General features: G+C 74.0%; 20 protein-coding genes. 11 read left to right on the forward strand and 9 right to left on the reverse strand.

Features of this window, described 5'->3' with window-relative positions; all coding sequences use genetic code 11:
• Positions 1-142: 142 nt before the first annotated feature.
• The 4 genes from ACFYYJ_RS03380 to ACFYYJ_RS03395 form a co-directional block, all read right to left on the reverse strand.
• Positions 143-577 carry a hypothetical protein gene (locus ACFYYJ_RS03380; protein WP_385121940.1) on the reverse strand — a complete coding sequence of 145 codons (435 nt, stop codon included), beginning with the start codon at positions 575-577 and terminating at the stop codon, positions 143-145.
• Positions 574-1,557, reverse strand: coding sequence for an SCO0930 family lipoprotein (locus tag ACFYYJ_RS03385; RefSeq protein WP_389128078.1), 984 nt, complete (start codon positions 1,555-1,557; stop codon positions 574-576). Before ACFYYJ_RS03385 ends, ACFYYJ_RS03380 begins: the two co-directional genes overlap by 4 nt.
• A gap of 133 nt (positions 1,558-1,690) precedes the next feature.
• On the reverse strand, positions 1,691-3,142 hold the full coding sequence (locus ACFYYJ_RS03390; RefSeq protein ID WP_385121945.1) for an NADH-ubiquinone oxidoreductase-F iron-sulfur binding region domain-containing protein: 1,452 nt from the start codon (positions 3,140-3,142) through the stop codon (positions 1,691-1,693).
• Positions 3,139-3,957: a hypothetical protein gene (locus ACFYYJ_RS03395; RefSeq protein WP_389128080.1), complete on the reverse strand. Its 819-nt coding sequence runs from the start codon at positions 3,955-3,957 to the stop codon at positions 3,139-3,141. The genes ACFYYJ_RS03390 and ACFYYJ_RS03395 overlap by 4 nt, the downstream gene beginning before the upstream one ends.
• Before the next feature lie 190 nt (positions 3,958-4,147).
• Between ACFYYJ_RS03395 and ACFYYJ_RS03400 the strand changes: the two genes are divergently transcribed.
• A complete protein-coding gene (locus tag ACFYYJ_RS03400) occupies positions 4,148-5,467 on the forward strand; it encodes a PucR family transcriptional regulator (RefSeq protein ID WP_389128082.1) in 1,320 nt (439 codons plus the stop codon).
• A gap of 153 nt (positions 5,468-5,620) precedes the next feature.
• On the opposite strand, the gene ACFYYJ_RS03405 is transcribed toward ACFYYJ_RS03400, so the two are convergent.
• The 3 genes from ACFYYJ_RS03405 to ACFYYJ_RS03415 form a co-directional block, all read right to left on the reverse strand.
• On the reverse strand, positions 5,621-6,994 hold the full coding sequence (locus ACFYYJ_RS03405; protein WP_389128084.1) for a DUF1996 domain-containing protein: 1,374 nt from the start codon (positions 6,992-6,994) through the stop codon (positions 5,621-5,623).
• A gap of 4 nt (positions 6,995-6,998) precedes the next feature.
• Positions 6,999-7,736, reverse strand: coding sequence for a DUF4142 domain-containing protein (locus tag ACFYYJ_RS03410; protein ID WP_385360427.1), 738 nt, complete (start codon positions 7,734-7,736; stop codon positions 6,999-7,001).
• Between the two features lie 152 nt (positions 7,737-7,888).
• Complete coding sequence (locus ACFYYJ_RS03415) at positions 7,889-9,214, reverse strand: phosphoribosyltransferase (protein ID WP_389128086.1); 1,326 nt, start codon at positions 9,212-9,214, stop codon at positions 7,889-7,891.
• A 120-nt stretch (positions 9,215-9,334) separates the two neighbouring features.
• Between ACFYYJ_RS03415 and ACFYYJ_RS03420 the strand changes: the two genes are divergently transcribed.
• Positions 9,335-9,757: a DUF6153 family protein gene (locus ACFYYJ_RS03420; RefSeq protein ID WP_389128088.1), complete on the forward strand. Its 423-nt coding sequence runs from the start codon at positions 9,335-9,337 to the stop codon at positions 9,755-9,757.
• A 77-nt stretch (positions 9,758-9,834) separates the two neighbouring features.
• The gene (locus tag ACFYYJ_RS03425) at positions 9,835-10,482 is read left to right on the forward strand and encodes a DUF305 domain-containing protein (RefSeq protein WP_389128090.1); all 648 of its coding nucleotides are present in this window, start codon (positions 9,835-9,837) and stop codon (positions 10,480-10,482) included.
• 92 nt (positions 10,483-10,574) lie between these two features.
• Here the strand turns inward: ACFYYJ_RS03425 and ACFYYJ_RS03430 are convergent, their stop codons facing one another.
• Positions 10,575-12,044 carry a purine-cytosine permease family protein gene (locus ACFYYJ_RS03430; protein WP_389128092.1) on the reverse strand — a complete coding sequence of 490 codons (1,470 nt, stop codon included), beginning with the start codon at positions 12,042-12,044 and terminating at the stop codon, positions 10,575-10,577.
• A 68-nt stretch (positions 12,045-12,112) separates the two neighbouring features.
• Here ACFYYJ_RS03430 and ACFYYJ_RS03435 point away from each other — a divergent pair, with 68 nt between their 5' ends.
• The 4 genes from ACFYYJ_RS03435 (at position 12,113) to ACFYYJ_RS03450 (ending at position 18,184) form a co-directional block, all read left to right on the forward strand.
• On the forward strand, positions 12,113-12,760 hold the full coding sequence (locus ACFYYJ_RS03435; RefSeq protein ID WP_385360417.1) for a TetR/AcrR family transcriptional regulator: 648 nt from the start codon (positions 12,113-12,115) through the stop codon (positions 12,758-12,760).
• 167 nt (positions 12,761-12,927) lie between these two features.
• The gene (locus tag ACFYYJ_RS03440) at positions 12,928-14,550 is read left to right on the forward strand and encodes an amidohydrolase (protein WP_389128095.1); all 1,623 of its coding nucleotides are present in this window, start codon (positions 12,928-12,930) and stop codon (positions 14,548-14,550) included.
• 116 nt (positions 14,551-14,666) lie between these two features.
• Complete coding sequence (locus tag ACFYYJ_RS03445) at positions 14,667-17,237, forward strand: molybdopterin-dependent oxidoreductase (RefSeq protein ID WP_389128097.1); 2,571 nt, start codon at positions 14,667-14,669, stop codon at positions 17,235-17,237.
• On the forward strand, positions 17,234-18,184 hold the full coding sequence (locus ACFYYJ_RS03450; protein ID WP_389128099.1) for an FAD binding domain-containing protein: 951 nt from the start codon (positions 17,234-17,236) through the stop codon (positions 18,182-18,184). Before ACFYYJ_RS03445 ends, ACFYYJ_RS03450 begins: the two co-directional genes overlap by 4 nt.
• Before the next feature lie 12 nt (positions 18,185-18,196).
• Here ACFYYJ_RS03450 and ACFYYJ_RS03455 read toward each other — a convergent pair whose 3' ends face one another.
• Positions 18,197-19,366: a hypothetical protein gene (locus tag ACFYYJ_RS03455; RefSeq protein WP_389128101.1), complete on the reverse strand. Its 1,170-nt coding sequence runs from the start codon at positions 19,364-19,366 to the stop codon at positions 18,197-18,199.
• A gap of 224 nt (positions 19,367-19,590) precedes the next feature.
• Here ACFYYJ_RS03455 and ACFYYJ_RS03460 point away from each other — a divergent pair, with 224 nt between their 5' ends.
• From ACFYYJ_RS03460 to ACFYYJ_RS03475, 4 genes are all read left to right on the forward strand, one after another.
• Positions 19,591-20,190, forward strand: coding sequence for an acyltransferase (locus tag ACFYYJ_RS03460; protein ID WP_385121981.1), 600 nt, complete (start codon positions 19,591-19,593; stop codon positions 20,188-20,190).
• 403 nt (positions 20,191-20,593) lie between these two features.
• Positions 20,594-21,760, forward strand: coding sequence for a hypothetical protein (locus ACFYYJ_RS03465; RefSeq protein ID WP_385121984.1), 1,167 nt, complete (start codon positions 20,594-20,596; stop codon positions 21,758-21,760).
• Positions 21,757-22,527, forward strand: coding sequence for a WecB/TagA/CpsF family glycosyltransferase (locus ACFYYJ_RS03470; protein ID WP_385121986.1), 771 nt, complete (start codon positions 21,757-21,759; stop codon positions 22,525-22,527). The genes ACFYYJ_RS03465 and ACFYYJ_RS03470 overlap by 4 nt, the downstream gene beginning before the upstream one ends.
• The gene (locus ACFYYJ_RS03475) at positions 22,527-23,783 is read left to right on the forward strand and encodes a nucleotide sugar dehydrogenase (protein WP_385360401.1); all 1,257 of its coding nucleotides are present in this window, start codon (positions 22,527-22,529) and stop codon (positions 23,781-23,783) included. Before ACFYYJ_RS03470 ends, ACFYYJ_RS03475 begins: the two co-directional genes overlap by 1 nt.

Consider the following 23,783-nt stretch of genomic DNA (forward strand, 5'->3'; position numbering starts at 1 on the left):
GGGGGCGGGGGGGGCCGGGCCCGGCCTCGGGCCCCCCGGCCCGCCGCGGCACCGGGTTTGGGGGGGCCCCCGGGCCCCCCCCCGGGGGCGCCGCGGGGGGGGGCCCCCCCCCCCCCCCCGCGATCCCCACGACCCGGGCCCGCTAGGAGTGGTGGACATGGGTGCTGCCGGTGTCCAGGGAGCCGCCGAGGCGTTCGCGCAGAGTGGTCAGCGCGTCGGTCTGCGGGGCGGTGACCACCCAGCGGTTCCCCACCAGGTAGCTGCCGCCGTAGATCCGGGCCTCGGCCAGCCAGGAGCGCTGCCCCTCGTCGGCGGCGAAGGTGGCCATGCGGTACGCGCCCTGCGCGCTCTCACAACCGCCCTCCCGCAACTCCTCCGCCTCCACGCTCACTTCGGCGGTGCAACCGATGGCCGCGGCGATCTCCTCGATCGAGACGGAGGGCGTCGCGGGGGCCTTCGCGGAGACCTGCTCCGGGGCCGTCCCGGGAGCTTTCGGGGGGCCGGCGCCGCAACCGCCGCACAGCAGCGCGACGCCCAGCGCCGCTGCGGCGCCGGCGGACACGGCGGCCGGTGTCACGCGGATGGCTTCGCCTTCTTCCCCTTGTCGGTCACGGCGAACCAGAGGCCCTGCTTCCCCTGACCGTTGGTGTCGCCCGGCTGCTTGTCACCGGTGAAGGAGTAGACGGGCCAGCAGTCGATCGTCAATTGTTCCGTGCCGTCCGGGCGTTTCACGGAGCCGACCAATTCGGAGGCGATTCCCGAAACCTTCGCCTTGTCGACCGGTTTGGCGGGCTTCCACGTGTCCAGGCAGGAATCCAGGCAGCCGAATTTCATCGGCCAGGCACTGTCCTTGTCGAAGCGGTACAGGGTGTGGCCCTCGGTATCCGCGAGAATTCCGCCGAGCGTGGCGTTCTGCGCGACCGAAAGCTCTGCGCCGCCCTTCTTCGTCGCGGCCGCGGGGGCGCCCGCTGGCTTCCCGTCGGCCCCCACCGCGTGCCACGTCCCGGCGACGCCCTCGCCGAGCGCCTCACCCGGCGCGGTGTCCTTGGAGTAGCGGTACACGGGCCATCCGGCGAGGGTCAGCTGCCGGGTGCCGTCGGCCCGCAGCACCGAACCGAGCAGGCCCGCCTCGATCCCCTCCCCGGCCGTGGCCTCGTCCGCCGGAACCGGTGGCCAGGCCTTGGCGCACTCCCCGTCGCAGTTGGACTGGGGAGGTTTCGCGGTGTCCTTGTCGAACCGGTAGAGCGTCAGGCCCTGCCCGTCGGTGACCGCGGCGCCCACGGCGGGGATGTCACGCAGTTTCAGCTGCCCCGCGGCGCGGGTCGTGACGGTGCCGGGATCGGCGGCGGGGTTGTTCCCGCTGCCGCTGCCGCTGCCGCTGCCGCTGCCGTAGGCGTCTGCTTCCCCGCCGTAGGCGGACCCGATCTTCTGGCTGTCGGCCACCGGCTTGACCCCGCCCGATTTGCCGGCGTATTCGCTCCCGGAGCCGCACCCGGCCGTCAGCAGCAGAACCGCGACGGCCGACCCGGCGCCTATTCCCTGTCGGATTCGTTTCACGACTGATTGCTCCTTCGGATTCGTTTCCGTGCCTTCTTGCGTCCGTGCTTCCGTGCTTTCGTCATTGATACGGGGAAAGGGGTGGCGGCGGTGAATTCGGCCCGGAATTTGTCCGATCACGCCAAGAACCCGCTCAGCCCTGGATGCGCAGCGCGAGGGCCGGGCAGCGCCGTACAGCCCGCAGGGCCTTCGGCCGCAGGTGCCCCGGCACCGCCATGGACGCCTCCGCCGGATAGCCGTCCGCGTCGAGCCGTACGACATCGGGGAGCACGTCCACGCACAGCCCGTGCCCCCGGCACAGGGTCCAGTCCACGACCAGTCGCTCCGGACTCTCGTCCCGGGGCAGCGGCAGCGCACCCAGCACCCGGCGCCCGCAGCCGCTGCCGAGCGCGTGGTCGCGGAACTCGTCCGGGAACGAGGCCAGCGCCGACGCGACGAACCGCGAGGTCCCGTCGGGATGGCTGCACGCACCCCGCCCCAGGACCGAGCGCATCCGCGCCTCCACCGCGTCGAGCGCCGCCCGGCCCCCGCCCCGCACCGCGTCGTCCAGTACGTCGGCCAGCGCGGGCAGACCCCGTACGCAGGGGCCGCACTGGCCCGCGGACTCCCCGGCCATCCACCGGGCGACCCGTGCCACCTCCCCGGCCGGACAGGTGTCCTCCGGCAGCGGCAGCACCGCGCCCGCCCCCAGCCTCGCGCCGAGCGCGTCGAGGGACTGCCGGGACACCTGCGCGGAGCGCGCGGACACCGGGTCCAGCCACTTCCCGTGGTAGCCGCCGACGAGCACGCCCTGACCGGGCTCGGTGCCGCACAGCTGGAGGACGTACGGGAGCGAGGTCCCGGACGGGGTCTCGACGACCGTGGAACCGGCGACGGTCAGCAGCACGGTGCCCGGCTCGGCGGGCAGGCCGGCCGTACGGTACTCCGGCGCGCCGAGCCGGGCGGCGACGGCGAGCTGGGCGAAGGTCTCCGTGTTCGACAGCAGGGTGGGCATGCCGCCCAGGCCCCGCTCGCTGGTGCGCACCTTCTGCCCGGACGGCAGCGTCGCGCCGCCGTTCAGACCGTCGACCAGGGCCGTGCCCTCGCCCGTCACGAACCGCTCGGGCAGCCGCGCCACCCGCACCCGGCGGCCCGCCGGCCCGCGTTCGGACACGGCCTCCCGTACCGACTGCTCCACGTCCGTGCGGGTCACGGCCACGGCCACCTCCTCGGCGCCCAGGGCCGCGGCCGCCAGCAGGGCGCCGTCGAGCACCAGGTGCGGGGCGTGCAGCAGCAGCGCGGTGTCCTTGAGGCAACTGGGCTCGCCCTCACTGCCGTTGACCACGACGGCGGTGAGCCCGTCGCTGCGCCCCCGGGCCGACCGGATGACCGCCCGCATCTTGCGGGCGAAGGGGAAGCCCGCACCGCCCCGGCCCCGGAGGTCGATGTCGTCGGCGAGGGTGACGAGTTCGTCAGGGTGGCAGCGGGGGAGCGGGCCGTGCACGGCCAGATGGGCCTCCCGGTCGAGCCGGGCGGCCCGGTCGAGCCCGGCCAGCAGCCGGGGGGCGCCCACACAGCCGAGGCCCGGGCGCGGCCCGCCGTTCACCGCCACCGCTCCCGACCCGCGAGCTGCTCCACCCGGGGCGAGCCCACGACCGTCCTGCGCACGGACGCCCGGCGCGGCGAGGCGCGGCGCAGTGACGTCCGGCGCGTCGTCCTGCCCCCGAAGGCGTCCCGGGAGCCGACGGGTGTGACGACCGGCGGCGGAGTGACCCCGCGCAGCGTGGACCGCAGGCGCAGCACGAGCACGCCGGCCACGGCGGCCACGCACAGGGCGTAGGCCGCCGTCACCCAACCGGCCGCGGGCCGGCCGGCCTTCAGTCCGTGCACCAGGCAGGCGCCCCAGGCGGGGTAGGCGCCGACGTGCAGCGCCCGCCACCACAGCGAGCGGCTCCTGGTGGCGAAGGCGCTGCGCACCCCGCCGGACACGGCGACGGCCACGAAGAGGTACCCGGCGAGCGTGCCGAGCCCGATCACCAGCGGCCGGTCCCCGTCCGCGAAGGGGACCGCCGCCGCGGCGGGGCTCGTACGGCCCTCCGCCACCTTGACCCAGATGTGCAGGGCGAGGAAGCCGAGTCCCGCCACGGCCAGGCCGCGGTGCACCCCTTGGGCGAGCAGTCGGGCCCCCGGCCCCAGCAGCAGCCGGTCGGTGGCGGTCAGCCCCCACAGGACGGTGGCGGTGAGCGAGACGAGCGAAAGGACGCCCGCCCCGAAGTCGAGGAACTCCCAGAGGTGTGTCAGGACGCCCGCGCGGGCCGCCACGACGGCCGATACGAGGGCGGCGACCCCGACGCTGAGCGCGCCGGGATGTCGGCGGCGCGCGCGGTGCGAGCGGGGGAGGTGCGGCTGGGGCAAGGGCATCCGGTTCTCCTGTGAACTCCGAGCCGACAGACGGGTCTTGGGGTCGGAGTGCAGAAGCATCGTGGACCTGCGCAGCACCTCCACAGGATTTATCCAACCGTGATAATTTCTCGCACCGGCTCTCCGGCGCATCGAACAAGACCGGAAGACTCCCCTTCGTCAAGGCCTCACCGGCACGATCGAGGTAACGATGTGCGAACTTCTGAACCGCATCTGGTCCCGCCCGCGCGGCGAGTGGACCCGTGTCCTGCGCCGGGAACTCCCCGCCCTGGCGGCCGAGATAGTGGAGGAACTCCTGCATGGCAATCCGGAACTATCCGCCCTTGTCGATGACAACGATGCCATTGACGACGAACTGCTCAGAGAGAAGGTGGAAGAGGCACTGCTTACCGCCCTCGGCTACCGCGACCCGGCCGAGGCCGAGGGCGACGGGGAAGCCGACATCCACGGGGAAGCCGAAGTCGACGCGGACCCCTGCACCGACGCGGACCCCTGCACCGACGCGGACCCCTGCACCGACGCGGACCCCGGCACCGACGCCGCCCCCGGCGCCGACGCGGAACCCCGGCACGGGCGCGCGTCCGAGCCCGCGTCCATACCCGAGGCCGTTCCCGTCCCGGCGCGCGCAGCGGTAGCCGTACCCGCACCCGTACCGGTTCGCGTGCCCGCCATCGAGCGCGGGTCCGAGCCCGAACCGGAGCACGGTCGCGTGGCCGACCAGGCACGGCACGACCTCTTCAACGCCCTCACCGACGGCCGCGCCGCATCGGAGGGTTCCCTCTCCGAGCTGGCCCAGGCCGCGGACTGGCCCCTCCCCCCGGCCGTACGGGCCATCGCGCTCGCCACCCCCGCCGACACGCAGCAACTGGCGGCCCTGCACGACGACGCCCTCGCCGGCGTGTTCGCGGGCCGCCCGTGCCTCCTGGTCCCGACCGCCGACCCGGACGCCCGCACCCCCCTGGAACTCGCGCTGCGCGGCCGCTGCGCCGCCGTCGGCCACTCCGTCCCCCTCCGTGACGCCGCCTCCTCACTGCGCTGGGCGCTGCGCCTGCTCGCCCTGACCCCCGCCCGGGGCGGCCTGGAAGCCCGTACCGTCTTCGTCGACGACCACCTCTCCACCCTGCTGTTGCTCCAGGACGAGCCCCTGGCCCACGCGCTCGCCGCGCGCTGGCTGCGCCCGCTGGCGGATCTGACCCCCCGCCAGAGCGAGCGGTTGGAGGTGACCCTGCTCGCGTGGCTGGAAGGCGGCGGGGCTCCCGAGGCCGCCAAGGCACTCAGCGTGCACCCCCAGACCGTCCGCTACCGCATGCGCCAGCTGGAGAAGCTCTTCGGTACCGGATTGCGGGACCCCCGGACCCGGTTCGAACTGGAGATGGCCCTGCGCAGTCGCCGGCTGATGGCCCAGGTGCGCCGCCAGCACTCGCGGGTGAGCCGCAGGGCGGCGCGCGTGGTCACGGCCGACTTCACCCCCGTCGTCGTCGGCCGGATGGCCCGCGTCAACGGCCTGTAGACAACAGCCTCGCAAGTCAGCGGCCTTGTAGGTCGAAGGCCGCGGGAGAAAGGGAAGGGAACGCGGTGCCGGCCCGAAGCCTGAGGCTTCGGGCCGGCACCTTTTCCCGGACCGGGCGCGGCGGTAGGGGAGGGGGGCGCCCGGCGCGGGGGTTCAGCGGCAGCCGCGGCCGGAGTTGATGCAGTCCACGGCCCTGGTCATCAGCCCGGGCGACATCACGTTGATGAAGTCACCGTGGTCGGTCACCGGCTTGTGCAATTGCTCGGGGAAGCTGTCCACGGCGAACCGGGCGCCCGGCGCGATGCCGTAGGTGATCCGCTGCACCAACTGCGGCACGGCGGTGAAGCCCTTCGGGCAGCGGCCCGCGCGGTCCGCGAAGGCCATGTGCGTACGGTGGTTGGCGCTGTCGATGTTCCGGCCGTCCCAACAGCTCTGGAAGGAGAAGGTGCGGACCACGTCGCTTCCCTTGGGGCAGACCGGGTACTTGTCCTTCAGTTGGCGGTCCTCGAAACCGGTGCAGCTCCACGAGGCGTTGGCGTTGGCCGTGCCGTTGGTGAAGGCCTTCGCGTCACCCGTGATGACGCGCAGGAACCGGGGCATGGCCGTGACCCGGCCGACGGGACTGCCCTTGAAGGTGATGGTGACCTGCTTGGGACGCAGGATGGTGCCGACGTTGCCGTCCTGGCCGCCGCCGGGAGCCTTCGCGTCCTGCTCGGCCTTCCCGTCGCGCAGCCGCAGCACCGGCCAGTAGTAGCTGGACTGGTCGCCGTTGCCGCAGGTGGTGCCGGCGGCGGCCAGGCTGTTGTTGGTGGAGAAGGCGTCCGTCGACACGTTGCCGACGTAGTCGTGCATGTGGTGGGCGCCGTTGGAGACGCCCGGGGCCACGATCACGTTGTCCGGGTTGAAGTGCTCGTTCTCGTTGCGGCCGCACTGCGAGGTGAAGGAGCCCTTGGAGGCGCCCGCCGAGGGCGCGGGCGTGCGTACGTTCGGCCGGACCTTGGTGATGTTCACGAAGTCGCTGCGCGCCGGACCGCCCTTGCGGGCGAAGTCGGGCCCCGCTGCCGCCGTGTCCTCCGCGGCCGCCTTCACCATCTTGCATCCGCTCAGGGCCTTGAGTTCCTCGGGACGGGCCGCGGACCGGCCGATCGCATCGGCCATCCGGCCGATGGTCGCGCCGCGCTTCGCGCCGAGCTCACCGAGGAGGGCCTCACCCTGGGCCTCGCCCTTCCCCTTGGCCTGCGCCTCGCCCGAGGCCAACCGCCGGTAGGCGTCGGCCACCTGCCCGTCCAGCTCGGCGAGGCTCTCGTCGACCTCGGCCTTCGCCTGCTCGGGGACGCTCGTGAGCCGTTCCCCGACGTCCGGGCAGTCGATCGTTGACGTGAACTGCTGTGCCTGCCCGCCGTCCTGTCCCGCGGAGGCGTTGCCGGCGACGACGGCGACCCCGCCGGCGCCCAGCACCAGCGCGGAGATCAAGGCCGCCAGTTTGCCCGACGGGCGGCGGTGGCGTTCGTGGCCCTTTCGACTCATGCGATCACTTCTTCCTCGATGGGGTCGGGGGAGCGGGGGAGGAGAGCGCCGGGGAGGAGGGAACCTGCGCCGGGGCCGCGTCGGAGAGCGCGTCGAAGTCGACCAGCCCGCTGTCCTCCAGGACCGTGATGTGGTCCAGGACCGTGGCGTTGGCCGATGTGGCCAGGGCGCGGACCATGGAGTTGCGGGTCTGCGCCCGGATCCCGGCCAGCAGCGCGAACACCTTCCCGTGCGCGCGCCGCAACAGCTGGACGAACAGCCGCTCGTACGCGTCTCCTTGGGCCTGAGTCAGCTGACTCAGCCACTCCTGCTGCTGTGCGCTGGGCTGATTGGGCAGGTCGACACCGAGGGCCTGGCCGACGCGGATGACCTGCTGGTCCAGCTCGGTGTGGCCCTCGACGAGGTGCTCGCCGGCCGTGCGCACCGCGGGGCGCGTCCCGCGCTGCTGTGCCTGCCGGCCCGCGGGAAGCTCCCACAGCCCGGCCAGTCGCACCTTGCGGACGAAGTCCCGGTCCGCGGCGGTCAACGGTCCGTAGGCCGTGCTCATGGTTCCGGCGCCGTCGTCATCGGCCGCCGGGACGGCGGCCGTCGCCCCGACCGGGGCCCGGTCGCCGAAGCCCTGGACGGGCACCAGCAGCGCGATCAGCGTGACGGCAAGGGCGGTGATGACGATGCCGTTCGCGATCGTGTGCCGCGTGGTCACCGACAGGCTGTTGATGGATCGCCACCGCAGTGACAACACAGTGCCTCCTCGCTCCGTGGGTGTCACGGGACGCTAGGCGACTCGTGGTGCCGGCGCGCGTGGACCATCACCCTTGGACAAACAATCGGGTGGGCCCCACAAAGGCTGTTATCTTGCGGCGTTCGACCGCCCGTCGGTCCGGGCGCGGTCCGCTATGCGTTCAGGTGCCGGGTGAACCACTCCCGGGCCAGTTCCGCCACCTCGTCGAGGGTTCCCGGCTCCTCGAAGAGGTGCGTCGCACCGGGGACGACGTCGAGCCGGTTCTCGCAGCGCAGTTCCGCCTGCGCCTGCCGGTTCAGCTCCAGCACCGTCGTGTCGCGGCCGCCCACGACGAGCAGGGTGGGCGCCCGTACGCCGCCCAGCCGGGGCCCGGCCAGATCCGGGCGGCCGCCCCGCGAGACCACGGCGCCGATGTCCGCCTCCGGGTCCGCCGCGGCCAGCAGCGCCGCCGCGGCCCCCGTGCTGGCCCCGAAGTAGCCGACGGACGCGGGCGCGTACCCGCTCCGCAGCCAGCGTGTCGCGTCGGACAGCCGACCGGCCAGCGGCCCGACGGCGAACACGTTGGACCGGTCGGACTCCTCGGCGGGCGTGAGCAGGTCGAAGAGCAGGGTGCCCAGGCCCGCCCGGTTCAGCGCGGCCGCCACGGCGCGGTTGCGGGGGCTGCGCCGGCCGCTCCCGGAGCCGTGCGCGAACATCACGACCGCTCCGGAGCCGTCGGGGCCCCGCGGCAGGGTGAGGTCGCCGGCCAGCCGCAGAGCGCCCGCGTCGACCTCCACCTCGACCGCCACCTCGGCGTCCGACTCGACGGCCGCCTCCACCGTGCTCCCGGCGGTGCGCGCGGGGGAGCGGGCGGCCTCGGCCAGCAGCGCGACGACCTCCTCGTCGGGGGTCTGGGAGAAGTCCTCGTACCACTCGCCGACCGCCCGGAAGGCGCGCGGCGTCGACAGGCACACCACCTCGTCCGCCTCGGTCCGCAGCCACGCGACCGCGTCCGGCGGAGCCACCGGCGCGGCCAGCACCACCCGGGAGGCGCCCTGCGCGCGTACGACCTCGCAGGCGGCGGCGGCCGTGGCGCCCGTCGCGATCCCGTCGTCGACCACGATCGCGGTGCGCCCGGTGAGCGGGACCCGCGGCCGGCCCTCGCGCAGTCGGTGCGCCTGCCGTCCGAGCTCCTCCCGCGCGGTCCGCTCGACCGCCGCGACGTCCGCACCGGTGACCCGGGCCTGGCGGACGATGTCCTCGCTGATGACGCGTACGCCGCCCTCGCCGATCGCCCCGAAGCCCAGTTCTCGGTGGGAGGGGACCCCGAGCTTGCGCACCACGATCACGTCGAGCGGGGCGCCGAGCTCCCGCGCCACCGGGAAGGCCACCGGTACCCCGCCCCGGGGCAGCCCGAGGACGACGGGATCCTCCGTCGCCAGGTGCCGCAGCGCCGCGGCCAGCCGCCGACCCGCGTCGGCGCGATCGGTGAAGAACACCTCGGCTCACCCCCGTCCAGGGGAGACAGGACCCACGCAACTCCTTCCGGCGCCGATGCGCAAGCGGGCGGCGGATACCCCGGTGGGGCATCCGCGCCGGATGTTCCGTACGATGCCTCCATGATCTCCCGCGTGCAGCCACCGCGCCGTAGCCCGGCAGGGCGCGGCCTCGTGCTGCTCGTGCTCGCCGTGCTGGCCGGTGTGCTGGCCATGCACGGTCTGGGCCCCGGGCCCGCCTCCGTGCGCGCGCACGCGACGGCCGTCGGCCATGTCATGGAGCGGGTCCACCACGAACGGCTCGGCCCCGAGGCGAGCGCGGCCGAGAGCTGCTCGCACACCGCCGGCGGATCGGACCACACCCACCACGCCGACGCCACCTGCGCGGCGCCCGGCATCGGCACGCCGTACGCACCGCCCGCCCCGGCCGCCGCCCTCGACGGCTCGGCGTCCGCGCCCGAGGCGCCGCACGGCGTCGCGACGGCGGCGGCGCAGAGCGGACGGGCGCCGCCCGACCTGGCGGAACTGCAACTCCTGCGGATCTAGGACGACCCGCGCCGGGGGCCTCCACGGGCCGCCGCGCTCCGTCGCATCCTCAATTCCGGACAAGGAGTCGCACCACCATGAGCACGAACCGTTCCCCCATCCGCCGTACCGCCGCCGGCGTGGCGGTGGCCACCGCCACGCTCGTCCTCGCCGCCTGCGGGTCGGGCAAGGACGACACCGCCGGGCACGGCGGCCACGGCGCCCAGACCCCGACCCCCGCGGCCTCCGCCCCCGCTTCGGCTTCCGCCGGGCAGGGCGGGCACAACGCCGCCGACACGGCCTTCGCCAAGGGGATGATCCCGCACCACCGGCAGGCCGTGGAGATGGCGGACCTCGCGCCCTCCCGCGCCGAGTCGGCCGAGGTCAAGCAGCTCGCGGAGCAGATCAAGAAGGCGCAGGACCCGGAGATCAAGACCCTCTCCGGGTGGCTGACCTCCTGGGGGGAGCAGGTGCCCGCCGAGGGCGCCATGGACCACTCCGGGCACGGCGCGGGCGGCGCCGGAGGCATGATGACGGCCGAGGAGATGGACCAGTTGAAGCAGGCCTCCGGCAAGGCCTTCGACACCGCCTTCATGCGGCTGATGATCAAGCACCACGACGGCGCGGTGGCGATGGCCCGCACGGAGAAGGCCGACGGGACCTTCCCCGAGGCCAAGACCATGGCCGACGCGATCATCACCTCGCAGACCGCCGAGATCGACCGGATGAAGGGCCTGCTGGGCTGACCCCGGCCCGTAGCGCAGGGCTCGCGGCGTAGAGCCCGCGCCGCAGGGCCCGGAGGGGCCACCGGACAGCGCTCCGGTGGCCCCTCCGCCCGTCAGGCGGCGGCGCGCGCCCGGAGCACGGTGGCGTCGCGGCGCATCAGGACGGCGTACAGGGCCGCGGACACCACCATGCCGGCGGGGAGCGCCAGGTCCAGGCCGCCCAGGGCGGCGGCCACCGGGCCCGTGTAGAGGGTGTTCACGCAGAGCGCCGACGCGGCCACGCCCGCACCGAGTGCGAAGGCCCCCGCCCAGTTGACTCCCGCCGTGTACCAGAAGGGGCCGCCCGGGGTCTCGTCCACGAGCGCGAGGCCGTCGTAGCGGCACCGGCGCAGCGCGATGTCCGTGGCGTACACGGCCATGGCGGGGCCGATCAGGACCACCGTCAGCTGCAGGACGTTGCTGACGGTGTCGAGGAGGCTGGAGAACAGCAGCCCGTACAGGGTGAGGGCGACGGCGACGGTCCCGTCGAAGAGCACGCTCACGGAGCGGCGGATGCGGATGCCGACGGCTTGGAGGGCGAGGCCGGCGCTGTAGGCGGTGAGGGCGTTGACGGCGATGGTGCCGAGGACCAGGGCCAGGAGGAAGGCGGGGTAGAACCAGCCGGGCAGCAGTGCGCGCAGGGCGGTCTCCGGGTCGGTCATGTCCACCGCGGTCGCGGCGAGCGCGCCGAGCGCGGTGACGACGAAGCCGGGCAGGAAGGCGCCGAAGGCCGTCCACCCCAGTACGGCCTTCGGCGACGAGGTCCGGGGCAGGTAGCGGGAGAAGTCGGCGCTGGTGGTGTAGGAGAGCGGGCCCGCGGCGATCAGGCTGACGCCGGCCGCGAGGGCGGCCCACAGCTTGGTGCCGGTCAGCGGTTCCGCGGGGGCGTAGGCGAAGTCCGCGTGCCCGAGCACGGCGAAGGCCACGACGGCGAAGGCGGCGGTGAGCAGCAGGGTGATCGGCAGGTAGAGCCGCACGATCAGCGCGTGTCCGTAGACGCTGATGGCCAGGGTGAGTGCGGCGATGACCAGGACGACGGCGGTCTTGACGCCGGTGCCGGGCGTCAGACCCGCCATCTCGACCAGGGCGAAGGCCGCGGTGGCGGCCGCCGCGAGGTTCAGCGCGAAGTAGCAGACCGAGACCAGCCAGCCCAGGACCGCGTTGTTGAACCGGTTGCCGATCACCCCGTACATCGCCCGCGTGATCACTTCGCTGGGGGCGCCGGCGGCGGGGCCGGAGGTGGCGAGCAGCCCGGTGAGCACCCAGAACAGGTTCCCCACGACGATCACCGCGAGGGCCTGCCAGAGCGTGAGTCCCATGAGGACCAGCGCGCCGCCGACGACCAGGCTGAGGTAGTTGACGTTCGCCGCCGCCCAGATGGAGAACAGCTCGCGGGGCCGGCCGTGGCGTTCCGCGTCGGGGATGTGGTCGACGCCGTGGACCTCGATCCGGCCGGGGCGGTCCTCGGCGGGCGGGGCGGCCGGTGCGGGGACGGTCAGGGCTGCCGGGGTGCCCGGGTGCGGGTCGGGAAACGTCGATGCCATGCGGACCTCCGGTGCTGGGCGTACCCACCTGCTTGCTTATTGGTCGCACACTCAATAGCATCCTCGGTATGTCGTCAAGCGTCCAGCGCAAACGAGTTCGCAAATCACCCGAAGCCCGCCGGGCGGAGATCGTGGAGGCGGGGGCGGCCATCGCCTTGACCGAAGGGCTGGAGTGCGTCACGCTGCGTCGGATCGCCGACGAGCTCGCCGTACGGCCCGGTCTGATCAGCCATTACTTCCCCTCTGTGGAGGATCTGGTGGCCGAGGCGTTCGGCGATGCCGCGACCGCGGAGCTCGACCGCCTCCTCCCGGAGAGCGCGGACGGCGACACTCCGGCGCGCCACCTGGCACGGTTCTTCGCACACGCGACCGGGGAAACGTACGACGACATCAGTCGGCTCTGGATCAACGCCCGGCATCTCAGCCGCTACCGGCCGGTGCTGCGCGACCGGGTCGCCGAGCAGGAATCGGCCTGGCGCGGCCGCATCGAGGGCGTCATCCGGGAGGGCGTCGCACGCGGGGAATTCCGTACGGAGGACCCGCGCGCGACGGCCATACAGATCCTCGTCGTGCTCGACGGCCTCGGCGCCCACGCCAACACCGACACCCGCGACCGGCCGGCGGCGGTGACCCGGATGGCCGTCACGACGGCGGAGCGGGAACTCGGCCTGGCCACCGGCACCCTCGACGACCCCGACCCCGCCCCTGCGGCCTGACCCCGCGGCCTGACCCCGGCTCCACCCCCGCGGCCTGACCCCGGCTCCACCCCCGCGGCCTGACCCCGGCTCCACCCCCGCGGCCTGACCCCGGCTCCACCCCCGCGGCCTGACCCCCGCCCGCTCCCGCCGCCCGACCCTTCTCGCCGTTCCACCCAGGAGTTCCCGTGCGCACCAGTCTCGTCCTGCTCTCCGCCCGTCTGCTCGACCCGGTGACCGGCACCTTCCTCCCGGAGACGGCCCTCGCCGCGGCCGGCGGGCGGATCGCCGCCCTGGGTGACGACCGCGCGATCCGCGCGCTCGCGGACTCCGGGACGACGGTGATCGACCTCAAGGGGGCGGTGGTCACCCCCGGCCTGGTCGACGGGCACCTCCACCCCGTCTCCGGCGCCGAACTGACCCACGGCCTCGACCTGTCCGGCTGCACCGACGTGGACCAGGTCCGCACCGCCCTCGCCGTCGAGGTGCGGCGCCTCGCCCCCGGGCAGTGGCTGCACGGCTGGGGCCTGGACCCCAACGCGTTCGGCGACCGGCCCGTCGAGACCGCCCCGTTCGACGCCGTGCTCGACGGGGTCCCGGCCCTCCTGCTGCTCTTCGACGCCCACTCGATGCTGGCGAGCCGCCGCGCGCTGGAACTGGCCGGTGTCGACGGGCCGCGGACCTTCGAGCAGGCCTCCGAGGTCGTCTGCGACGCCGACGGCAGGCCCACCGGGCTGCTCCTGGAGGACGCCGCCTGCGAGCTCGTCGAGCGCGTCGCACCCCAGCCCACCCGCGAGGAGCGCCGCGCCCGCCTCGCCGCCACCCTGCGCGCCATGGCCGCCGCCGGACTCACCGGCGGCCACGCCATGGACGCGAACGGCGACAGCCTCGCCTTCTACGCCGAACTCGACGAGGCGGGCGAGCTCCCGCTGCGCCTGAGGGTCGCCCCCTGGTGCCAGCCCGGCGCCGACGCCGAGGCGGTGCGCGCGCTGATCGAACGGCAGGGCACGGGCGGGCGGCTGTGGCGGACCGACGGGGTCAAGCTGTTCATGGACGGCACCATCGACAACGGCACCGCCTGGCTCGAACGCCCCGACTGCCACGGCGAGTCCACGCACGCCTTCTGGCCCGACCCCGCGGACTACACGCGGATCATCGGCGAGCTCCACCGGGCCGGCGTGCCCACCGCAACGCACGCGATCGGCGACGCGGCCGTACGACACGTCCTCGACTCGGTGGAGAAGGCGCAGGCCGGCGGCGGGCGCGGGGTCCGCCACCGGGTCGAGCACATCGAGACCGTGCCCGACGACACCCTGCGCCGCTTCGCGGAGCTCGGGGTCGTCGCCTCCATGCAGCCGACCCACTGCTGCGACTTCACCCGAGCGGACCACACCGACAACTGGTCCCGGCGCCTCGGCGAGGAGCGCGCCTCCCGCGCCTGGCGCTGCCGGGACCTGCGGGACGCCGGCGCCGCCGTCGTCCTCGGCTCCGACTGGCCCATCGCCCCGTACCCGCCGCTGGGCGTCATGGCGGGCGCCCGCCACCGCCGCCCCTCCCGGGACCTGAACCAGCCGCCGCACGGACCGGAACAGGCCCTCACCGCCCTGGAAGCCCTCCAGGGCATGACCGTGGGCGCGGCCCACGCCGCGGGCGAGGAGCACGAGGCGGGCAGGATCGCGGTCGGATACCGCGCCGACCTCACCGTCCTGGCGGACGACCCGCTCACCACCAGCGCCACCGACCTGCCCGTGCTGCCCGTGCTGCTCACGGTCCTGGACGGCGCCCCGACCCACCGCGACCCGAGCGTGTGACGTGCCCGGGGGGCGGCGCGCGCCGAACTGCGCCGCCCCCGGAAGCGGGATATCAAGGACGTGAAGGTGAGCGCGGGCCCCGGCGGTCGCCACCCCACGGCTGAGGAGTACGTCTCGTGGAGTTCGAGGTCAACGGCGCCCGGCGCGATGTGGACGTGGACGACGACCCGGCCGCCGTCGAGGTGGTGCGCGACCGGCTGGGACTGACCGGCACCAAGCTGGTCTGCGCGGGCGGCGTGTGCGGAGCCTGCACGATCCAGGTCGACGGCGAGCCCCGGGTGTCCTGCCTGACCCCCGCGGTCGCCCTGGCCGGCCGCCGGATCACCACCGTGGAGGGCCTGAGCGGCCACCCGGTGACCCGCGCCTTCGCCGGCGAGGACGCCCTCCAGTGCGGCTACTGCACCCCCGGGTTCGTCGTCGAAGCGGCGGCGTTCCACGACCGGTGGCGGGCCGAGCACGGCACCGCCCGGCCCGGTCGGGAGCAGATCGCCGACGCGCTGGCCGGCCACCTGTGCCGCTGCGGCGCGTACGAGGGGATCTTCAGCGCGGTGGCCACCGCCTGCGCGGGCGAATACGACGAGGAGCACGCCGACGGAGAAGAGCGGGTCGTACCGCGCACCGAGGCCCCGGCGAAGATCGACGGATCGGCCCGCTACACCACGGACCTGCGCCCCGAGGGCCTGCTGGAGGGGGTGATCATCCGCTCCCCGCACGCGCACGCCCACGTACGGTCCCTGGAGGCAGGCGACGTCCCGATCGTGCCGCTCCTGCCTCCCGACGGAGTGGTGCGGTACGTCGGCCAGCCGGTCGCGGCCGTCGCGGCGCCCGACCGGGCGGCGGCCCGGGCCGCCGCGGCGCGGGTCGACGTCGACTACGAGGTGCTGCCGGCGGCTCTGGACGCACGCCTGGCCCGGGCCGGCGAGGGCCCGCTGGTCTACGAGGACAAGGCGGCCCGCAACCGGGCGCCCGGCTCCGGCGAGACCCCCCAACTGCTGCCCGCCCGCTGGCGCGGCAACCTGCGCGGCCCCTCCGCCATGAGCAAGCGCCCCGCCACGGCCGTGCGCCGCATCACCGAGGCCCGCACCCGGAACCCGGAACGCGTCGTCGAGGGCGTGTTCACCACCGCCGCGCAGACCCACACCCCGCTCGAACCGCACGCCGCTCTCGCCGAGTGGGTCGACGGCGCCCTCCACCTGGAGGTCTCCACGCAGTCCCTCAAGCACGTGGCCGGCCTGGCCGCCGAACGCTGGGGCGTGCCCGTCGAACGGGTGGTGGCCAAGGCCGTCCACGTCGGCGGCGGCTTCGGCTGCAAGATGGGGCTGACCACCGACGTCGTCGCGGCGGTGGAACTGGCCCGGCTGCACGGCGCCCCCGTACGGGTCGTGCTGGACCGCGACGAGGAGCTCACCGACGGCGGGTACCGGCCCGGCACCCGGATCCGGGTGGCGATGGTCGCCGACGAGGCCGGCGACCTGAGCGCGCTGGCCATGGACGCGGACAGCGACGGCGGGATCTCCGTGGGAGCCTCCGTGGCGGCCCTGGCCCGGTTCATGTACGGCAAGGCCCCGCGCCGGCTCCGCGACTTCGACACCGTCACGCACCGGCCGCCGGGCGCCCCCTTCCGCGGCCCGGGAGGACCCCCGCTGTGCTGGGCCCTGGAGCAGGCCGTCGACGAGATGGCCCACCGGCTCGGCGAGGAACCGATCGCCCTGCGCCGCCGCTGGGACGGCAATCCCAAGCGGCACGCCCTCTACGACCTCGCCCGGGCCCTCCCGTTCTGGGCCGGCCCGCGCGGCGGCGGCGGACGCTTCCGCCGGGGCGTCGGCGTGGCGGCCGCCAACTGGCTGTATTTCCTCGACCCCGCCACCGAGGTCGAGCTCACCGTCGAGGACGGCGCCGTCGTCGCCCGCTGCGCAGTGCAGGACATCGGCACCGGCGCGCGCAGCGTGCTGCGCCGGGCCGTCGCCGAGGAACTCGGCCTGCCGCTCGGCCGGGTGCGCGCCGAGATCGGCGGGAGCGACACCGTCCACGGCCCCACCTCCGGCGGCAGCCGCACCACCCCCTCCCTCGCGCCCGCCGCCACGGAGGCCGCCGCCAGGCTCCGCGAAGCCCTCGGCGGCGGCGACGTCGCCGCCCGACTGGACACGGCGCACGGCGTACGGGTCACCGGCAAACGCCCCCGCGACCACCGGGGCTTCGTGACCCCCTTCGGCCTGACCATGGGCGGTATCGCGATCGGCCGCGGATTCACCGGATCGGTGCAGGTCGCCGAGGTCGAGGTGGACACCCGGCTCGGCCGGATCCGCCCGCTGCGCGTGTGGAGCGGCATCGCCGCGGGCCGCATCCACGAGGACATGCTCGCCCGCAGCCAGTGCGAGGGCGCCGTGGTCCAGGGCATCGGCTACGCGCTGTTCGAGGAGCGGCGCGTCGACCCGGCCACCGGGCGGGTGCTGACCGACAACCTGGAGGACTACCGCCTCCCCGGCATCGGCGACACCCCCGAGATCACCGTCCACTTCCACGAAGAGGGCTTCGAGCACGTCCCCGGCGGCGGCGTCGGCCTCGGCGAGATCGCGACCCTGCCCACCGCGGCCTGCCTGGCCAACGCGGTCCACGACGCCACCGGATGGCGCCCGTACGACCTGCCCATCCGCCCCGACCGGCTCCTGGAAGGACTGGGTACGTGACCACCGAGCCCGCCCTCACCGACCTGTCGGCCGCCGTCCGCACCCGCGGCGGCGAGCTGCGCGCCGGCGGCACCGACACCACCGCCCGGCAGCGCAGCGGCGTCTCCCCGGGCCCCTTCACCGACCTCGGCGCCGCCGCCGGCCTGCGCGGATGCACCCCGCTGCCCGGCGGCGGGCTGCGGATCGGCGCACTGACCACCCTCGCCGAGCTCGCCGCCGACCCGCAGGTGCGCGCCGGCCGGCCGGGCCTGGCCCTCGCGGCCGGGACCGCGGCGACCCCGCAGATCCGCGCCGCCGGAACCCTGGGCGGCAACCTGCTCCAGCGCAACCGCTGCTGGTACTACCGCAACCCGCACGTCGACTGCTTCCAGAAGGGCGGCGCCGGCTGCCCCGCGCAGCAGGGCGACCACCACTTCGGCGTGGTCAGCGGCGACGGCCCCTGCATCACCCCGCACCCGTCCACCCTCGCGACGGCCCTGCTCGCCTACGACGCCGAAGTCGAGGTCCACGGCGAATCCCCGCGTCATGTCGCCCACTTGTACGGGGACGGCGACCTGCTCTTCCAGGCGGACCACCTGCTGCCGCCGGACCGCGTCCTCACCGCGGTCAGACTGCCCGCGCCCCTCCCGGGCGAACGCGCCGCGTACCACCGGTCCATCAGCCGGGCCCACGCCGAATGGCCCCTCGTCGAAGCCACCGCCCGGCTCGCGCTCGACGGCACCACGATCACGCACGCCGCAGTGGCCGCGGGCGGCGTGGCCCGCGTCCCGCTGCGCCTGACGGAGGTCGAGACCGTCCTGACCGGCCGCGAGGCCACCCCCGAACTCCTCGCCGCGGCCGCCGCCACGGTCCTGACCCGCTGCCGCCCCCTGCCGCAGACGGGCTACAAGACGACGCTGTTCCGCGACACGGTGCTGGAGGTCCTGGAACGGGCCGCCGCGGGCTGACGCGGCGCCCCTTCAGGACTCGGACGGGGCCGACCGGTCGGCCGCGACGCCCGCGACGTCGGCCACGTCCGGGACGCCGGCGGCCTCCGCGCGGCCCACCGCCGTCCGCAGCGCCACGGTGGCCGCGCCGCCCGCCACCAGCCCGAAGAGCAGGGCCGCCGGGAGACCGTCGCCGAGGCCCGCGAACAGCTGCGGCACCCCGTACGGCGCGCCCGAGTCGTCCACCGCGATCCGCAGGAGCCGGCTCGCCAGCAGACCGAGGACGGTCGCGCCCACCGCGCCCAGCGCCATCGCCGGGAGGGTGGCCCGGGTGAGCAAGACGGGCAGCCGGCGCAGCGCCACCCACACCAGGGCGAGCAGCAGCGCGTCGGCCGTCCGTTGGACCAGCCAGCTGCCGATCCCCGCGCTCGACGGGAAGTCCCAGAAGCCCAGCAGCAGCCACTGGCGCAGGAGCTCGCCCGGCTCGGAGAACATCCCGTCGTAGGGGGAGAACATCTGGATCTCCGCCGCGACCGGCCCGTACGAGAGGACCGCCAGCGACACGGCGATCACCGCGGTGCCGACGGTGGCGGCCAGCCGGGTGGCGCGCTCGGGGACGATGTTCTGCGGCACCGGGCCGGCGCCCTTGGCCGTGACGCGCGCCACGAGCACGGTCACCACCGCCGCCACCAGCGCGGCCACCACCGGCATCTGCCGCCCCGAGGCGATCACGCCCGACAGCTGGGGCAGGAGGCGGTAACTGCCGTGACCCATCGAAGCGATCAGCCAGGGCGCCGAGACCGTCATCGCCAGCATCCCGGCCACCATCCCCCAGGCCCACACCGCGAGCAGCGATGCCGTCACCCGGCCCCGCACGGGCGGCAGTCGGCGGATCAGCAGCAGCGCGCCGGGCACGAAGGAGGCGAAGACCGCGGCGAACCGGATCTGCGCCGCCGTGGTGTAGAGCGAGAGGTAGTCGCCGGTCCCGCCGGACCGTCCGGCGTCGCCGAGCGACATGAACGACGTGGGCGCGTACGACCAGGGGGCCAGCCAGCGGTCCAGCTCCGCGGTGACCTCGACTCCGAGCACGCCGTTGCTGCCCGCCAAGTGCAGTGCCTCGGCACTCGCCCCGGCCCACCACAGCAGCGCCGTGAGCAACAGCCCTCCCGTCAGTGCCGGTATCGCCGCGCGTCGGTATGTCATGAACTGCCCCCGCCTTGCTCGGTCGTTCGGTGAATCCGCTGGTCAAGAACCCTACGTCGGGGTCGCGGCGAGCCGCGCACCGGTTCGGACGGACCCGCGTCGAGGGGCTCAAGTCCGTTTGCGGAACAGTGGGTTGATCTCCGGGTGCGGGTCACCGGCGGCGCATATGCTCCGCACGTAGGCCCGTGGTTCCGGGGGCCTCGCGAACGTAAGGGGAACGCGCCGTGAGCGTCCGCATACAACCCTCCTCCCAGGTCGACGAGACGGCCGAGCTCGGCGAGGGGACGACCATCTGGGATCTGGCGCAGATACGGGAGGAGGCCAGGCTCGGGCGTGGCTGCATCGTGGGGCGGGGGGCTTACGTAGGGCCCGGCGTACGCATCGGCGACCACGTGAAGCTGCAGAACTACGCGCTCGTCTACGAGCCGGCCGTACTCGGCGACGGCGTGTTCATCGGCCCGGCGGCCGTGCTCACCAACGACTTCTACCCGCGAGCGGTCGACCCCGACGGCAAGCTGAAGCGGGACGGCGACTGGGAGGCGGCCGGCGTCGTGGTGGCCGAGGGCGCCTCGCTCGGGGCCCGGTCCGTCTGCGTGGCCGGGGTGAGGATCGGGCGCTGGGCCCTCGTCGCGGCCGGGGCCGTGGTCTCCCGGGACGTGGCCGACTTCGCACTCGTGGCCGGTGTGCCGGCCCGGCGGATCGGCTGGGTGGGGAAGGCCGGAGTCCGCCTGGTGGAGGCCGAGGGGAAGCCGGGCGTCTGGGAGTGCCCGAGCACCGGCGCGCTGTACGAGGAGAAGGACGGCGTCCTGGCCGAGGCCGGCTGACGACATGTCGGCAATTTGAGGCAACGGCATTTCCTCAAAACCACAATCAACGAACATCCGTGGGCATACCGTGTCCCTGCACAACGGGATCTGAGCAGGCAACAGGCCGTGCTCAGTGGGGGGTTGTACACGACGAGGCACCAGGGCAGTGTCATGTCCGGGCGCGGCGCCACCGCGCCGGACGGGACACTGCCGATCCGCGTGCCCCGGTCCGCGGCATCGCTGGGGGGTTCCAGACGCAGCCGCCGGACGGTTCGGGCCACGGCGCACGACGCCGCGGGCCGGGACGTCGTCATGCACGATCCCCCTCCGCCGAGCGAGTAGAGGGGATAAGTGTGTTGGAGCGCTACGGCTCGGACATGCGGGGTGCGAGGAGCACCCGGGGATTCGGGGTGGGGACCCGATGACCACCAAACGATTAGGAGCACTGGCTCACGAGGACCCGGCGCTGCACGCCCTCGCCGAGCGGCTGCTCGCACTGGCCGAATCCGGTCTGCCCGCCATGTACCTGGCCGGGGAAGAGACCTTCGTGTTCACCCGGGTGGGCAAGGTGTCGCCCGACGGCACCCGCGGGCTGGAGCAGCGGGGGACCAGCACCCGGTACGCGGCGATCACCGCGCTCGGGGCCCGGTTCCTGCCCGAGGAGCGCCAGCGCGCGCTGTTCGGCGGGCGTACCGCCGAGGAGTTCACGGGACTCCTCGTGCAGCGGCTGCCCGGGGTCGTCAACCTCGGCGACGCCGCGCTCATCGCCTGGGCCGCCGCCGAAACCGGCCACGCCAAGCTGTCCGACGCCCTCGACCGGGTGGCCGCCCTGGACCTGCCGGGCCGGCCGCAGTACACCGTCGAGGCGGCCTGGGTGCTCTCCGCCCTCGCCGCCGCCCGCGCCTCGGTGGACGTGGAGGACCGGATCCCGGCCGCCCGCGACCGCCTGCTCGCGGCCAGGGCGGCGGACAGCCCGCTGTTCCCGCACGCCACCGCGCCGGGTCTGGTGCCCGGCTACCGCTCCCACGTGGCCTGCTTCGCGGACCAGACGTACCCGCTCCAGGCCCTGGCCCGGCTGCACGCGAGCGGCGAGGACCACGAGGCCCTCGCGGCCGCCGACGCCTGCGCCGCCCGCATCTGCGCCCTCCAGGGCGACGGCGGACAGTGGTGGTGGCACTACGACGCCCGCCACGGCACCGTGGTCGAGGGCTACCCCGTCTACAGCGTCCACCAGCACGCGATGGCCCCGACCGCCCTGTTCGACCTCGCCGAGGCGGGCGGGACGGACTTCGCCGCGGAGATCCGCCGCGGCCTGCGCTGGATGACGGAGGTCCCCGAGATCGCGGGCGCCACCGGCACCCCGCGCGAGCCGATGATCCGCGACGAGCTCGGCGTCACTTGGCGCAAGGTCTACCGGGGCGACCCGAAGAAGGCCGTACGGGCCGCCCGCGGGCTCACCACCCGGGTCGCGCCGCGCGCCCGGCTCGCACCCCTGGACGGGCTCTTCCGACCGCTCGCGGTGGACCGCGAGTGCCGTCCGTACGAGTTCGGCTGGATGCTGTTCGCCTGGCTCGGGGGGCTCAGATGAGCGGACGCCAGTTCCTCTTCGGGGTCGGAGTCGACCCCCTGACCATGGACGAGACCGTCCAGCGCTGCCTGGACGCCGTACGGCGCGGCGAGCAGATCGAGATCGGCATGGTCAACGCCGCGAAGCTCGTCAACATGCGGCGCGATCCCCTCCTCGCAGAGGCCGTGTCCGGCTGCGACCTCGTCCTCGCCGACGGCCAGGCGGTGGTCTGGGCCGGCCGCGTCCTGGGCGTTCGGCTGCCCGAACGGGTCGCGGGCATCGACCTGTTCATGCGCCTGCTCGCCGCGGCCGAGGTGGCGGACATCCCCGTCTACCTGCTCGGGGCCAGGCAGGACGTACTGGAGCAGATGCTCGGGCAGATCGCCGAACGGTTCCCGAAGCTGTACGTCGCCGGCAGCCGCAACGGCTACTTCGACGACTCCGACCAGGAGTCGATCGCCGACGCCGTCTCCGACAGCCGCGCCGGTCTGCTGTTCCTCGGCATGACCTCGCCCAAGAAGGAGATCTTCACCGCCGGTTACGGCAAGCGCACCGGCGTCCACGTCGTGCACGGAGTCGGAGGCTCCTTCGACATCCTCGCCGGGATCACCAAGCGGGCCCCCCTGGTCTGGCAGCGGATGGGGCTCGAATGGTTCTACCGCACCCTCCAGGAGCCCCGCCGGCTCGCCAAGCGCTACTTCACCACCAACGCCGCCTTCCTCGCCATGACGGCCCGGGAACTCGTCCGCCGCACACCGCCTGCTGGCCTTGCGAACAGGAGTCACTGATGCGCGTCGTCGTCGTGGGACAGGGATACGTCGGTCTCCCGCTCGCCATCCGGGCCGCCGAGGTCGGTCACCAGGTGATCGGATACGACGTGGACTCCCGGCGGGTCAAGAGCCTCGCCGCCGGTGAGTCCTTCGTGGAGGACGTCACCTCCGAACGGATCGCCCGCGCGCTGGAGCGCGGCAGCTACCGGCCCAGCGAACTCGCCCGGGACTGCGGCGGTTTCGACGTCGCCGTCGTCACCGTCCCCACCCCCCTCCGGGAAGGCACGCCCGACCTGCGCTACATCGAGGAGTCGGCCCGCACCCTGGCCCGCTTCCTGCGCCCGGGCGCCACCGTCGTCCTGGAGTCCACCACCTACCCCGGCACCACCGAGGAACTCTTCGCCCCGATCCTGGAGGACGGCTCCGGACTCACCGCGGGCGCCGACTTCCACCTCGGGTACAGCCCCGAACGCATCGACCCCGGCAACACCGTCTGGGGCTTCCAGCAGACCCCCAAGGTGGTCTCGGGCGTCGACGCGGCCTCCCTCAAGGCCGTCGAGGCCTTCTACGGGGAACTCGTCGACACCACCGTGCCGGTGAGCTCGCCCAAGGAGGCCGAGCTGGCCAAACTGCTGGAGAACACCTTCCGGCACGTGAACATCGCACTCGTCAACGAGATAGCCATGTTCGCCCGTCACCTCGACATCGACGTGTGGCAGGCCATCGAGGCGGCCTCCAGCAAGCCCTTCGGCTTCATGAAGTTCACCCCGGGCCCGGGCGTCGGCGGCCACTGCCTGCCCATCGACCCTTCGTACCTGTCCTGGCGCGTACAGCGGGAACTCGGCCAGAACTTCCGTTTCGTCGAGCTCGCCAACGACATCAACAGCCACATGCCCGAGTACGTGGCGCGACGCGTCATGGACGCCCTCAACACCAAGCGCCGGTCCGTCAACGGCTCCCGGGTCCTGCTGCTCGGGCTCGCGTACAAGAAGAACACCGGCGACGCCCGCGAATCGCCCGCGGTGCGGATCTCCCAGCTCCTCATCGACATGGGCGCCAAGGTGCGGGCCGCCGACCCCCACGTGGTCGAGAGCATCGCGGTGGACGCGCGGCTGGTCCGCGTCGAACCCACCCGCAAGGAGATCGCGGCCGCCGACGTCGTCGTCCTGATCACCGACCACGACTCCTTCGACTACAAGCTGATCGGCGAGCACGCCTCGTTCGTACTGGACTGCCGCAACCGGCTGTCGGGACCCAACGTGGAGGTGCTCTGA

Source organism: Streptomyces sp. NPDC002467 (assembly GCF_042889825.1).
Taxonomy (GTDB): Bacteria; Actinomycetota; Actinomycetes; order Streptomycetales; family Streptomycetaceae; genus Streptomyces.